At 73.0% G+C, this 12,980-nt stretch carries 11 protein-coding genes; 8 read left to right on the top strand and 3 right to left on the bottom strand.

The features are described 5' to 3' along the window. The first annotated feature begins 59 nt into the window (after window positions 1-59). From mqnE to OG871_RS17295, 3 genes are all read left to right on the top strand, one after another. Window positions 60-1,223, top strand: a complete 1,164-nt coding sequence (gene mqnE / locus OG871_RS17305; protein WP_371497697.1) for an aminofutalosine synthase MqnE — start codon at window positions 60-62, stop codon at window positions 1,221-1,223. A gap of 163 nt (window positions 1,224-1,386) precedes the next feature. Then, window positions 1,387-2,346 carry a L,D-transpeptidase family protein gene (locus tag OG871_RS17300; RefSeq protein ID WP_371497696.1) on the top strand — a complete coding sequence of 320 codons (960 nt, stop codon included), beginning with the start codon at window positions 1,387-1,389 and terminating at the stop codon, window positions 2,344-2,346. A gap of 118 nt (window positions 2,347-2,464) precedes the next feature. After that, window positions 2,465-3,406, top strand: coding sequence for a beta-ketoacyl-ACP synthase III (locus OG871_RS17295; protein ID WP_371497695.1), 942 nt, complete (start codon window positions 2,465-2,467; stop codon window positions 3,404-3,406). Between the two features lie 199 nt (window positions 3,407-3,605). Here the strand turns inward: OG871_RS17295 and OG871_RS17290 are convergent, their stop codons facing one another. Beyond that, window positions 3,606-4,247 carry a TetR family transcriptional regulator gene (locus tag OG871_RS17290; RefSeq protein ID WP_371497693.1) on the bottom strand — a complete coding sequence of 214 codons (642 nt, stop codon included), beginning with the start codon at window positions 4,245-4,247 and terminating at the stop codon, window positions 3,606-3,608. Between the two features lie 366 nt (window positions 4,248-4,613). On the opposite strand from OG871_RS17290, the gene OG871_RS17285 reads away from it, so the two are divergent. Then, window positions 4,614-6,977, top strand: a complete 2,364-nt coding sequence (locus tag OG871_RS17285; RefSeq protein ID WP_371497692.1) for a serine/threonine-protein kinase — start codon at window positions 4,614-4,616, stop codon at window positions 6,975-6,977. Between the two features lie 40 nt (window positions 6,978-7,017). Here the strand turns inward: OG871_RS17285 and galE are convergent, their stop codons facing one another. Then, window positions 7,018-8,001, bottom strand: coding sequence for a UDP-glucose 4-epimerase GalE (gene galE, locus OG871_RS17280; RefSeq protein WP_371497690.1), 984 nt, complete (start codon window positions 7,999-8,001; stop codon window positions 7,018-7,020). Window positions 8,002-8,244: 243 nt separating this feature from the next. On the opposite strand from galE, the gene OG871_RS17275 reads away from it, so the two are divergent. Then, window positions 8,245-9,300 (top strand): S1C family serine protease, encoded by a 1,056-nt coding sequence (locus OG871_RS17275; RefSeq protein WP_371503338.1) that lies wholly within the window; start codon window positions 8,245-8,247, stop codon window positions 9,298-9,300. A 103-nt stretch (window positions 9,301-9,403) separates the two neighbouring features. Here OG871_RS17275 and OG871_RS17270 read toward each other — a convergent pair whose 3' ends face one another. Beyond that, window positions 9,404-10,591, bottom strand: coding sequence for a sensor histidine kinase (locus tag OG871_RS17270; protein ID WP_371497688.1), 1,188 nt, complete (start codon window positions 10,589-10,591; stop codon window positions 9,404-9,406). Window positions 10,592-10,879: 288 nt separating this feature from the next. Here OG871_RS17270 and OG871_RS17265 point away from each other — a divergent pair, with 288 nt between their 5' ends. The 3 genes from OG871_RS17265 to OG871_RS17255 are packed head-to-tail and all read left to right on the top strand — an operon-like array spanning window position 10,880 to window position 12,980. Further along, window positions 10,880-11,287: an NADH-quinone oxidoreductase subunit A gene (locus OG871_RS17265; protein WP_371497687.1), complete on the top strand. Its 408-nt coding sequence runs from the start codon at window positions 10,880-10,882 to the stop codon at window positions 11,285-11,287. Further along, complete coding sequence (locus OG871_RS17260) at window positions 11,278-11,901, top strand: NADH-quinone oxidoreductase subunit B (RefSeq protein ID WP_371497686.1); 624 nt, start codon at window positions 11,278-11,280, stop codon at window positions 11,899-11,901. Before OG871_RS17265 ends, OG871_RS17260 begins: the two co-directional genes overlap by 10 nt. Beyond that, the gene (locus tag OG871_RS17255) at window positions 11,898-12,980 is read left to right on the top strand and encodes an NADH-quinone oxidoreductase subunit C (RefSeq protein WP_371497684.1); all 1,083 of its coding nucleotides are present in this window, start codon (window positions 11,898-11,900) and stop codon (window positions 12,978-12,980) included. Before OG871_RS17260 ends, OG871_RS17255 begins: the two co-directional genes overlap by 4 nt.

The raw sequence follows: 12,980 nt of genomic DNA, 5'->3' as shown, positions 1-12,980 counted from the left end.
GTCGTGGGGCGTAGGCTCAGTGACGGCATGGAATCGAAGTCGAGGAGGCGAAGCGCCGCATGGACGCAGGGCTCAAGCGCGAGCTGGAGGCGAAGGTCTACGCGGGTGAGCGGCTGACCCGCGAGGACGGCATCGCACTCTACGAGAGCGACGACCTGGCCTGGCTGGGCGGCCTCGCGCACCACGTGCGGACGCAGAAGAACGGCGACCTCGTCCACTTCAACGTCAACCGCCACCTCAACATGACCAACGTGTGCTCCGCGTCCTGCGCGTACTGCTCGTTCCAGCGCAAGCCGGGCGAGAAGGACGCGTACACCATGCGGATCGAGGAGGCCGTCCGGCTCGCCAAGGCGATGGAGGTCGACTCGCTCACCGAGCTGCACATCGTCAACGGCCTGCACCCGACCCTGCCGTGGCGCTACTACCCGCGTTCGCTGCGGGAGCTGAAGGCCGCGCTGCCGAACGTCTCGCTGAAGGCCTTCACCGCCACCGAGATCCACTGGTTCGAGCGGATCAGCGGGCTGTCGGCGAGCGAGATCCTGGACGAGCTGATCGACGCCGGGCTGGAGTCGCTGACCGGCGGCGGCGCGGAGATCTTCGACTGGGAGGTCCGCCAGCACATCGTCGACCACGAGACCCACTGGGAGGACTGGTCGCGGATCCACCGCCTGGCGCACGAGAAGGGCCTCAAGACCCCGTGCACCATGCTGTACGGGCACATCGAGGAGCCCCGACACCGGGTCGACCACGTGCTGCGGCTGCGTGAACTGCAGGACGAGACCGGCGGTTTCCAGGTCTTCATCCCGCTGCGCTACCAGCACGACTTCCACGACTCCAAGGACGGCGTGGTCCGCAACAAGCTGCAGGCCCGGACCGAGATGGCCACCGGCGCCGAGGCGCTGAAGACCTTCGCCGTCTCCCGGCTGCTCTTCGACAACGTGCCGCACGTCAAGGTCTTCTGGGTGATGCACGGCGTCACCACCGCCCAGCTGGCGCTCAGCCACGGCGCGGACGACATGGACGGCTCGGTGGTCGAGTACAAGATCACTCATGACGCGGACAACTTCGGCACGCCGAACAAGCTCGGCCGTGACGACCTGCTCGACCTGATCCGCGACGCGGGTTTCCGCCCGGTCGAGCGGAACACCCGCTACGAGATCATCCGCGAGTACGAGGGTCCGGACCTGCGGCGTCGCGAGACCCCGCAGGCGATGCGCCTCTGATCCGAGCGTTCAGGCCTCCCGACCGGTCCGGTCGGGAGGCCTGCCGCGTTCCCGGGCGGTGCCGGTACAGCCGGCCCGTCCATCAAAGGGAGCGCGTATGCTCACAGGCTCACCACACGCCACGGGTTTCGCTCCCGCCCGCGGCTTTGGAAGGATCGTCAGCATGTCCGGTACCCGCCGTGCCACCTCTCACCGCCGTTCGGCCGCCGTGCCCCAGCCGCGTCAGGGCGAGCCGCCCGCGGGCCGCGGGGCCGAGGAACCGGGGCCCAGGTCCCGCGGCCACCGTCGCCGGGCGAAGACCAAGCGCCGGGGCGGCAAGCTGACGGTCGGGGCGGCGATGCTGCTGGCGGCCGCCGCCGGCTGGTTCGCGATCGGTCCCGGCCGGGACTTCCCGGCCTCGATCGCCGCCGGGGCGCCCGACCGCCCGGAACCGGACTCCTCCTCGCCGCACGCCGACGACCCGGCCGCCGCGCCGGCCGCCGGCCGGACCGAGGCACCCGCCGCCGACCGCTCCTCGCGCAACGACGGCAGCCTGGCCGCGATCGCCGGTCTCGGCCCGTCCTGGACGGCCAGGATCCCGGCCGAGACCACCCAGCTGGTGCTGGTCTCGGGGCAGGGCAAGGACTCCTCCGACTCCACCGTGACGGTCTGGACCCGCACGGCCGACGGCCGCTGGAAGCCGGCCCAGAGCTGGCCGGCCCACAACGCGCTCAAGGGGTGGACGGTCAAGCACGCCGAGGGGGACCTGCGCAGCCCGATCGGGATGTTCTCGCTCAGCGACGCCGGCGGCCGCAAGCCGAACCCGGGCGGGAAGCTCCCGTACAGCGAGGACGACAAGTTCGTGATGGGCGGCACCGGCTTCAACGGCGAGCAGCTGGCCGGCTCCTTCGACTACGTGGTGGCGATCGACTACAACCGGGTCACCGGCCGCTCACCGCTCGACACGGCGAAGCCCGAGGGCAAGGCCAAGGGCGGCGGAATCTGGCTGCACCTGGACCACGGCGGGCCGACCCACGGCTGCATCTCGCTGGCCGAGGACCACATGGTCGAGTTGATCAAGGCGCTGGATCCGGCCGCCCATCCGATGATCGCCATGGGCGACGCCGACTCACTGGCGGTCTGACCTGCCCCGTCGGGCCTGATGCCGCAAGGGGTGTTGTCCGGCCCCTACAGCTTCCGCCATCGGATCCTGTCTGAGGGCGTTACCGCCCGACCGGCCGGTAACCGGGTTGAGTTGCGGTATGACCGCCTCCCGTATCGTGTCGCTCGGCCACTACCAGCCGCCCAAGGTCCTCACCAACGACGACCTGGCGAAGCTGGTCGACACCGACGACGAGTGGATCCGCTCCCGGGTGGGAATCCGCACCCGGCACATCGCGGTCGACGAGACCCTGGTCGACCTGGCCACCGAGGCCGCCCAGAAGGCGCTGGCCGGCAGCGGCTACCACGCCGGGGACATCGACCTGGTGGTGGTCGCCACCTGCACCGCCGTCGAGCGCAGCCCCAACACCGCCGCCGCCGTCGCCGCCCGGCTCGGCGTCGCCTCCCCGGCCGCCTACGACATCAACACCGTCTGCTCGGGCTTCTCCTACGCCCTGGCCACCGCCGACCACGCGATCCGGGCCGGTTCGGCCACCAAGGCCCTGGTGATCGGGGCCGAACGGATGTCCGACACCCTGGACTGGACGGACCGCACCACCTGCGTGATCTTCGGTGACGGTGCCGGCGCGGCCGTGGTCGAGGCGGTGCCGGACGAGCAGGGCGGGATCGGCCCGGTGGTCTGGGGCTCGACCCCGGAGAAGGGCGACGCCGTGGTGATCACCGGCTGGGACCCGACCATCAGCCAGCAGGGCCAGTCCGTGTTCCGCTGGGCGACCACCGCGATCGCCCCGCTGGCCCGGGAGGCCTGCCACAAGGCCGGGCTGGAGCCGTCCGACCTCAAGGGCTTCGTCCCCCACCAGGCCAACCTGCGGATCATCGACGCGATCGCCGCCAAGCTCGGCGCGCCGGACGCCGTGGTGGCCCGGGACGTGGTGGACTCGGGTAACACCTCCGCCGCCTCGATCCCGCTGGCGCTGTCCAAGCTGGTCGAGCGGGGCGAGCTCAGCTCCGGCGACCCGGTGCTGCTCTTCGGCTTCGGCGGCGGCCTCGCCTACGCCGGCCAGGTGGTGCGCTGCCCGTAGGCGGCCGCCCGTACGTACGCCCGTGGGGCGGCCGGAATCAGCTGATTCCGGCCGCCCCACAGTGGTGTCACGGCTCGTTCTCGCGCGTCACGGTACGTCGGCGGACCTCCCCCGAGGACACGGCCGCCGTCCGACACACCCCGGACAGGAGGCCGGGAGCTGCGCGCGGGATGGACGGGTGGGTGGTGGGGTGGCGGACCTACTTGGGCGGCTTCTTCCCGGCCACGCCCAGGTAGACCTGGAGGGCCAGGTTGGGCTTCAGGTCCTTGACCTTGACGCCCCAGGAGGTGAACGCCTTCTGGTGCTCGGCCGCCGCGGCCAGGAGCGAGATCAGCGCGCCGGCGACCGCCGCCGGATCGATCGACTTGTCGGTCTTGCCCTGATTTGCCTTCACCGCCTCGGCGAGCGGACCGGCCACCGAGTTGAGGACCTTCATGCGGATCTTGAAGAACCGCTTGTCCCCCTCGGCTGCACCGAGAGTGACGACGCGCAGAATGGCGTCGTTCTTGCGCCAGAAGGCGAGGAATCCGTCCACCAGATCTTCCGAAGTGGTGAAGCCGGTCTTTCCCGCCCAGGACTTTCCATCGACGAGCTCTTTGAGCCCGACGCTGTCCTCGGCCATTTCCTCTGCGATCTCGAGGACAGCGCCCTCGACATCCGGGAAGTACTGGTAGAAGGTCGCGGGGGAGGTACCCGCCATACGGGCGACGTCGATGACCTTGACGTCCCGATAGGGCGACGTGCTGAGCATCTCGCGGAGGCAGTCGAGCAGCTTCTGCCGCGTCTCCTGTCCGCGTCGCCCGGCGACGCGACCGTCGACGGTGCGAACTTGTCCTGTCATGCCGTCAGCTTACCGTGGCGAGATCTTGGCGCGATTCGGTGATGCGACTATTACGCCGCCCGGGGGTGGTATAGGGAGTGCCCGTGCGGAAATTCAGAGGGGATCATCGGCGCTGTTGAAGCCCCCCCGTGCACTGATGACCCCACAGCGTGACGAAGGGTCGGCTGAGGCTCGGTCGGATGACCGGCTGTGACCGTCGGCGGCCCGTCAGGTCGACCCGGGACGGGCCCCGGGCGGCCCGCCGACGGGGGCCGCGGGCAACCGGTGACGCGTTGCGGGCGGGGGAGATTGGATCCGGGGCGTCGGGCATTGGACAATCGGTGCGACACCCCGACGGGTGGCGGCAGAAGGGGAGGTGGCAACGGAGTGGACCAGCTGACGGCGCACGACCCGAGACGGATCGGGCCCTTCGAGGTGCTCGGGCGACTCGGCGCGGGCGGGATGGGCCTGGTCTACCTGGCACGGTCGGCCTCCGGCCGGCGGGTCGCCATCAAGACCGTGCGCAGCGAACTGGCCGAGGACGACCTGTTCCGGGTGCGGTTCGCCCGGGAGATCGCCGCGGCCAAGACGGTCGGCGGCTTCTACACCGCGGCCGTGGTCGACGCGGACGCGGACGCGGCGGTGCCGTGGCTGGCGACCGCCTATGTGCCCGCGCCCTCGCTGGAGGACCTGGTCAACGAGTGCGGACCGCTGCCGGTGGACGCGGTGCGCTGGCTCACCGCCGGGATCGCCGAGGCGCTGCAGTCGATCCACCACGCCGGGCTGGTGCACCGGGACCTCAAGCCGTCCAACGTGCTGGTGGTCGAGGACGGCCCGCGGGTGATCGACTTCGGGATCGCGGCCGGGGTCTCCAACACCCGGCTGACCATGACCAACGTCGCGGTCGGCACCCCCGCGTACATGTCGCCCGAGCAGGCCAGGGACAGCCGTAGCGTCAAGGGCGCCAGCGACATCTTCTCGCTCGGCTCGCTGATCGTCTTCTGCGCCACCGGCCACGCGCCCTACCGGGGTGCCAACCCGGTGGAGACGGTGTTCCAGCTGCTGCGGGACCAGCCCGACCTGTCCGGGCTGCCGCTGGACCTGGTCGACCTGGTCCGGGCCTGTATGCGGCCGGCCCCCGAGCACCGGCCGACGCCCGCCCAGCTGCAGGCCGAGCTGGCCCCGCACCTGTTCTCCCGGGACGACGCCTCCGGCGAGGCCGGGGACTGGCTGCCGCCGGCCGCGCTCGACCTGATCGAGCGCAAGCGCGGCCGCCGGCCGATCCCGCCGGTCCCCGTGCAGCCCCAGCCGGTCCACCCCGTCCCGCCCCAGCCGGTCCACCCCGTCCCGCCCCAGCCGGTCCGGCTGCCGCCGCCCGCCCACCCGCCGGCCCCGCCGGTGCGCACGGCGGACCCGCGGACGGACGGCGGCTCGCTGGGCGCCGACGCGGCCACCGAGAAGATCCGCGGCAACCGGGCCCCGGGCGGATCGGAGGCGCAGGTACGGCTGTCCGGCGCCTCGGTACGGATAGGGCCCGGGCCGCGCGCCGACCAGACCGGCAGCGTCGCCCCGGCCGTCCCGCCGACCGGCACCGACTGGGTCCGCCGGACGGGCACGCCCCCGAACCAGCAGCACCCCGGCCAGCCGTCCCAGGCGGCGCCGGTGGCCCGCTGGCGGCCCTGGCGGTTCCGGATGTCGAACGACGTCTGGGGCACCCCGGTGGTCGCCGACGGCACGCTGTTCGTCTCCAGCTTCGAGGTGCACGCACTCGACATCGCCTCCGGCGAGCGGCGCTACAAGACCAGGGACGTGGCCTGGGCGCTGGCCGTGGACGCCGGGCGGGTGCACGCCGCCGACGGCCCGCACCTGTACACCGTGGACGTCGCCGACGGGACGGAGCGCTGGCGCAGCTCGCTGGACGGCTGGATCTTCTCGCTGGACGCCGCCGACGGGGTGCTCTGCTGCGGAATCAGGGGCGGCGGGGTCCAGCTGCGTTCGGCCGCCAGCGGCGCCGAGCTGTGGCGCGCCGACGACGCCCAGCAGGACTACGAGAACCCGCAGTCCGGGCCGGCCCTGCTCGGCGGCGCCGCGTACTACTACGGCGGCGGGCGGCTGCGCTGCGTCGACCCGCGCGGTGGCGGGCTGCGCTGGTCCTTCCAGCTGGGCGAGGAGGTTCCGTCCCGGCCGGTCGAGCGGTCCGGGGTGGTGTACGTGACGGCGGGGACCAGGGTGCACGCGCTGGATGCCGCGACCGGCGCGGAGCGGTGGCGCTTCGACGCCCCGGTGGTGCTGTTCACCCCGCCCGCGGTGGACTCGGCGGCGGTCTACGTCGCGGACTACCTCGGCACCCTGTACGCCCTGGACGCCGGCACCGGGCGGGAGCGCTGGCGCGGCCGGACGGCCGGCCGCCAGGGGGCCGAGCCGGTGGTGCTGGCGGACGGCGCGGTGCTGCTGGGCTCGGGGGACACCCTGTTCGCCTTCGACAGCGCCTCCGGGCGGGAGCGCTGGCGCTACACCACCCGCGGCGAGATCGTCGGCCTGCCGGCCGTCGCCGAGGGGCTGGTGCACGTCGGCAGCAAGGACCACTCGCTGCACACCGTTGACCTGGCCACCGGCCGGCTCCGCTGGGAGCTGGGGACCAAGGGCGAGCTGACCGGTTCGCCGGTCGCCGTCGGCGGGCGGGTCTTCGTCGGCAGCAAGGACCGCTGCGTCTACGCGCTGGACTCCTACTACGGCACGGCCGTGCCGTAACCCGTCGGACCCGTCGGACCCGTCGGACCCGTCGGACCCGTCAGCGCCGGCGGGCCTGCGGGCGGCGGGCGCACCAGCCCTCCCAGGCGGAGGCGACCATCGTCTCGACGTCGTACGCGGCCGACCAGTCCAGCTCCCGGTGGATCAGGTCGGCGGAGGCGACCACCCGGGCCGGGTCGCCCGGGCGGCGCGGGGTGATCTCCGGGGTGGTGTCGTGGCCGGTGACCTTGGCGATCACGGCGAGCATCTCGTGCACCGAGACCCCTTCGCCGCGGCCGATGTTCAGGGTCAGCCCGACCTGCCCGGTGGCCGCGTCGAGCTTCTTGACGGCCGCGACGTGGGCCGAGGCGATGTCGGCGACGTGGATGAAGTCGCGGACGCAGGTGCCGTCGGGGGTCGGGTAGTCGGCGCCGAAGACCCGCGGGGGCAGGCCGGCCGTCAACCGCTCGAACACCATCGGGACGAGGTTGGTGACGCCCTCGTCGGCGAGCTCGGGCGAGGCGGCGCCGGCCACGTTGAAGTAGCGCAGCGAGACGGTGGACAGCCCGTACGCCCGGGCGGCGGCCTTCAGCAGCCACTCGCCGACCAGCTTGGTCTCGCCGTACGGGTTCATCGGCTCGCAGGGCGTGTGCTCGGTGACCAGGTCGACGTCCGGCATGCCGTAGACGGCGGCGGAGGAGGAGAACAGCACCCGGGGCACGCCCGCCGCGACCACGGCCTCCAGGACCATCCGCAGGCCCTCGACGTTCTCCTCGTAGTACCGCAGCGGCTCGGCGACGGACTCGCCGACCTGCTTCTTGCCGGCGATGTGCAGCACGCCGGTGACGCCGTGCTCCGCGATGGCGCGGTCGACGACGCCCCGCTGGAGTGTCGAGCCGACCACCAGCGGTACGCCGGCCGGCAGCCGGCCGGCCGCGCCGCTGCTCAGGTCGTCGAGCACCACCACCCGCTCGCCGGCCTCGACCAGCTGCTGCGTGACGTGCCCGCCGATGTAGCCGGCTCCACCCGTGATCAGCCAAGTCATAGCCGCATCCTATGCCGGGTCCGGACCGCCGGGGCGTGGGCGGGCGCGGGCGGCGCGTCTTCCCCGGGGGCCGGACATAAAGGTGAAATGCTGACAAAGTTCGGCCTGTTGCGGTGCTCTGAGACGCCGAAACCCCCGCCTGCCGACCGCGGTACACACGAACCGGAGGAAGCTCAGGTGCGCCCCAAGAAGGAACCGACCCGCCCGATCCCGGCCGGACCCCGACCGACCGGGCCCAAGGCCGTGCTCGGCGCCGGCGCCGTGATCGCCCTGGTCGGCCTGGCGCTCACCGGGTGCTCCGGCGGCGCGTCCTCCTCGTCGGCCGCCGCCTCGTCCTCCGGCTCCTCGGCGAGCGCCTCCGCCGCGCCCTCCGGCACCCACCAGCTCCAGGAGGACTACCAGCGGGTGATCGCCGACGTGCTGCCCTCGGTGGTCCAGATCACCGCCGGCGACAGTCTCGGCTCCGGGATCGTCTACGACAACAAGGGCGACATCGTCACCAACGCGCACGTGGTCGGCAGCGCCACCACCTTCACCGTCACCCTGGCCAACAGCAGCAAGGCCTTCGACGCCACCCTGGTCGGCACCTTCCCGGAGTCCGACCTGGCGGTGATCCGGCTCTCCGACGTGCCGAACGGCCTCAAACCGGCCGCCTTCGGGGACAGCGGCAAGGTCGAGGTCGGCCAGATCACGCTGGCCATGGGCAGCCCGCTCGGCCTGTCCAGCAGCGTCACCCAGGGCATCGTCTCGGCCACCGGGCGGACCGTCACCGAGCCGCAGAGCCCGAACTCGCCCGGCGCCACCATCGGCAACATGGTGCAGACCTCGGCCGCCATCAACCCCGGCAACAGCGGTGGCGCCCTGGTCAACCTCGACAGCCGGGTGATCGGCATCAACACCCTGGCCGCCGTCGACCAGGAGCTGAACGGGAACGCGGCGGCCGGGATCGGTTTCGCCATCCCGGCCGCCACCGTCACCAACATCGCCGACCAGCTGATCAAGAGCGGCACGGTGACCAACTCCGGCCGGGCCGCGCTCGGGATCACCGCCCGGACGTACTTCGACAGCGACTTCCAGCCCGCCGGCGCCGCGATCGTCAGCGTCGTCTCCGGCGGCGCCGCCGAGGCGGCCGGTCTCGCGGCCGGCGACGTGATCACCAAGCTGGGCGACACCCCGATCACCACCATCGGCTCGCTCACCACGGTGCTGGCCACCTTGCAGCCCGGCGCCAAGGAGGCCGTCACCTATCAGCGGGACGGGCAGACGAAGACCGTCGACGTCACCCTCGGCACCCTGTAGCGGCGAGGGCGCACAGGAACTCGGGCCCGGCGAACCGCACCGCGCAAGGGAGGCGGACCGCCGGGCCCGAACGGGCTCCGCGCCGGTGCCGGAGCAGGCCGGGTCAGGAGCGGGCGGCCCTGGTCCGCCAGGGCAGCTCCACGGTGACCCCGGTCGGGCCGCCGGCCGGGCTCTCCACCAGGAACACCCCGTCCACCGCGCCGATCCGCTCGGCCAGCCCGGCCAGCCCGCTGCCCGGATGGGCCGCCGCACCACCCTGGCCGTCGTCCTGCACCAGCAGCATCAGCCGGTCCTCCGCCCGCCAGACGTCCACCGTCGCGGAGCCCGCCCGGGCGTGCTTGGAGATGTTGGTGAGCAACTCGCTGACGGTGAAGTAGGCGATCCCCTCCACCGCCGAGTCCGGCCGCTCGGCGCCCCTGAGATCGACGTGCACCTTGACCCCGCCGGGGACGGTGCAGCGGGCGGCCACCGCCGACAGCGCCGCGTCCAGGCCGCGGTCGGTCAGCACCGCCGGGTGGATGCCGCGGGCCAGGTCGCGCAGCTCCTGCAGGGCCAGCTTCACCTCGCCGTGCGCCGCGCCCACCATCTTCGCGGCGGCGGCCACCCCCTCGGGGGTGTCGGTCTCGGCCAGCTTCTCCTTGGCCAGGCCCAGGTCCATCGCCAGGGCGACCAGCCGGGCCTGCGCCCCGTCGTGCAGGTCGCGCTCGATCCGGCGCAGGTCGGCGGCGGCGGTGTCCACCACGGCCCCGCGGTCCTCCTCCAGCTCGTGCACCCGCCGGGCCAGCGCGTTCTGCGCGAGCAGGCTGTCCACCAGCATCCGTTCCAGCGCGGACATCCAGCGCGTCACCCAGGGCAGCACCGGCCAGCCGACCACCAGCAGGACCAGCGTCACCGTGAAGCTGAGGAGCCCCCAGACCAGCAGCAGGACGTTGAAGAGCGCCGACCGCCAGCAGAGCCCGTCCGTCAGCGCCGCGATCACCCAGCCGGAGATCCCGTTGCGGCGCTGCAGCAGCGGCGCGGGCTCCGGCACCGTGGCGCCGAGCGCGACCCGCGCCCTGGTCCGCTCCAGCGCGCCCAGCCGGCGGCAGCCGGCCAGCCCGAGTGCCAGCAGCGGCAGCCCGAGCACGGTCACCGACAGGGCCAGGCCCACGCTCAGGGTGACCACGGTGAAGACGAAACCGACGATGCCGACCGGCAGGTTCAGCAGCAGATGCTGGACCTGGCCCCACAACTGCGCCCCGTACAACGACGGGCGGCGAGGCTCCGCCGACCGGTGCTCCGCGGTGTCCATCCGACTCCCACCCTCTCGCTCGACCAGGTGCCACCAGCATCCCGGTAGGCCCGGGCGCCGGACCATGGGGGTGATCTCCGTCCCCGCCCTGGGGATAACCCCACCCCCATCGGGCCTGGCCAGGACCGGTGGTGTGTCCACCGGCCGTCTTGCGGGTCGGGCAGGTGGTGGAGCGGCCGGGCCGTGCACTTAGACTCACGCCTGAGCGATGGTTATGGGTGTGTAAAGAAGAGCGGTGATCCGCCGGGCCGTGGGCCCGGCCGGGCCGCCCGATGTGGAGGCGAACGCATGGAGGGGCAGCTGGTCGCTGCCGACCCTGCCGTGGGCAGTGGCTACTTCGACGCGTATGCGGCGGTAGGCCTGCTGGCGGTCATCGGCGTGCTCTTCGTCGCGGTGGCGTTCACCGCCAACCGCCTGCTCCGGCCGGTCGTGTACTCGCCGGAGAAGATGCTGACCTACGAGTGCGGCGTCGACCCCGTCGGCGAGGGCTGGGCGCACACCCAGGTCCGCTACTACGTCTATGCGTTCCTGTACGTGATCTTCGCGGTCGACGCGATCTACCTGTTCCCGTGGGCGACGGTCTTCGCCGCCGCGGGATACGGCGTGGCCACGCTGGTGGAGATGTTCGTCTTCATCGGCTTCCTCGCGGTCGGGCTGCTCTACGCCTGGAGGAAGGGCGTTCTGGAATGGACGTGACCCACTCGCACGGTGCCGACGGGCCCGTTCCGCTGGGGATCCCCGACCCGTCGCGCCCCGGCGCGGCCGTCGAGCAGCGCCGCCTCGGCCCGCTGGCCCGGCTCGCTCCGGACCCGGTCAAGGTGGTGCTCAACTGGGGCCGCCGCTACAGCCTCTGGTGCTTCAACTTCGGCCTGGCCTGCTGCGCGATCGAGTTCATCGCCGCCTCGATGGCCAAGCACGACTTCATCCGGATGGGCGTCATCCCGTTCGCGCCCGGCCCCCGCCAGGCCGACCTGATGATCGTCTCGGGCACCGTCACGGACAAGATGGCCCCGGCCGTCAAGCGCCTGTACGAGCAGATGCCCGAGCCCAAGTACGTGATCTCCTTCGGCGCCTGCTCCAACTCCGGCGGTCCCTACTGGGACTCCTACTCCGTCACCAAGGGCGTCGACCAGATCATCCCGGTCGACGTCTACGTGCCCGGCTGCCCGCCGCGGCCCGAGGCGCTGCTCCAGGGCATCCTCAAGCTCCAGGAGAAGATCGCCGCGGAGTCGCTGCCGGAGCGCTACGCCGCCCCCGCGGCAGCCCTGCGCCGCCCGCTGGTGGCCGGCCCCGGGGAGGCGGCCCAGTGACCCGCACCCCCGAGGAGACCGCCGCCGCGATCGGCCCGTGGGCGACCGCCACCGAGGCGTACCAACTGCTGACCGTCGACGTGCCGGCCGAGCACTGGATCGAGGCGCTCACCGAGGCCCGGGACACCCTGGGCCTGAGCTACTTCGACTGGCTGAGCGCCGTCGACGAGCTCGCCGAGGGCTACTCCGTGTCGGCGCACCTGGCCGCGCTCGGCGAGCCGACCGTCCGCCACCTGCTGCTGCGCACCCGGATCCCGCGCGACAAGGCCGTCCTGCCGACCGCCGTCGAGGTCTTCGCGGGCGCCGGCTGGCACGAGCGCGAGACCCACGAGATGTTCGGCATCGGGTTCGCCGGACACCCGCACCTGATCACCCTGCTGCTCCCGGACGGCTTCGAGGGCCACCCGCTGCGCAAGGACTTCGTCCTGGCGGCCCGGGTCGCCAAGGCCTGGCCCGGCGCCAAGGAGCCCGGCGAGTCCGAGGGCGACGGGCCCGCCCGCCGCAAGATGCAGCCGCCGGGCGTCCCCGACCCGAACGAGTGGGGGCCGCTCAAGGGCACCCTGCCGCCGGTCGCCGAGCGCCCGGCCCGCGGTGCCCGTGCGGGCGCCGCCGCCCGTACCCCGCGTGCCGCCGCGGCGGGAGCCGAGGCGGGCGAGGTCCGGCCGCGCCGGGCCCGCAGCGTCGACGCGGGCTCGGTCAGCCAGACGCAGGCCCCCGCCGCCGAGGCTCCCGAGGCGGCCCCGGCCGCCCCGGAGGTCCGGGCCGACCGGCCGCGCCGCACCAGGAGTGTGAGCGAGGGCTCCACCAGCCAGGCCGCGGACGGCGGCGCGCCGGGCGCCGAGGCCGCGCCGGCCGCGGACCGCCCGGCGGGGACCGCCCGCACCCAGTCCTCCGACGCCCCCTGGCACTCGCCCGTCCCGGCCCACGGGCCGGCCGAGCCGGAGCCGGCACCGGAGCCCGGGAGCGCGCCGAAGCCGTCACCGGAACCGGAGCCGAAAGCCGAGCCCGAGGCCGGGCCCGAGGCGCCGCAGACACCCGCAACCCCCGAGACGCCGGACCGGAACGGAGACAGCGCGTGA

The sequence above is a fragment of the Kitasatospora sp. NBC_00374 genome, assembly GCF_041434935.1.
Lineage (GTDB): Bacteria > Actinomycetota > Actinomycetes > Streptomycetales > Streptomycetaceae > Kitasatospora.
Note: the sequence above shows the minus strand (reverse complement) of the source record. Positions and strands in the feature narration are given on the sequence as shown.

What these genes read in the sequence shown, in the direction of transcription:
- mqnE (WP_371497697.1), top strand. Translation starts at nt 60, where the DNA reads ATGGACGCAGGGCTCAAGCGCGAGCTGGAGGCGAAGGTCTACGCGGGT.
- OG871_RS17300 (WP_371497696.1), top strand. Translation starts at nt 1,387, where the DNA reads ATGTCCGGTACCCGCCGTGCCACCTCTCACCGCCGTTCGGCCGCCGTG.
- OG871_RS17295 (WP_371497695.1), top strand. Translation starts at nt 2,465, where the DNA reads ATGACCGCCTCCCGTATCGTGTCGCTCGGCCACTACCAGCCGCCCAAG.
- OG871_RS17290 (WP_371497693.1), bottom strand. Translation starts at nt 4,247, where the DNA reads ATGACAGGACAAGTTCGCACCGTCGACGGTCGCGTCGCCGGGCGACGC.
- galE (WP_371497690.1), bottom strand. Translation starts at nt 8,001, where the DNA reads ATGACTTGGCTGATCACGGGTGGAGCCGGCTACATCGGCGGGCACGTC.
- OG871_RS17270 (WP_371497688.1), bottom strand. Translation starts at nt 10,591, where the DNA reads ATGGACACCGCGGAGCACCGGTCGGCGGAGCCTCGCCGCCCGTCGTTG.
- OG871_RS17265 (WP_371497687.1), top strand. Translation starts at nt 10,880, where the DNA reads ATGGAGGGGCAGCTGGTCGCTGCCGACCCTGCCGTGGGCAGTGGCTAC.
- OG871_RS17260 (WP_371497686.1), top strand. Translation starts at nt 11,278, where the DNA reads ATGGACGTGACCCACTCGCACGGTGCCGACGGGCCCGTTCCGCTGGGG.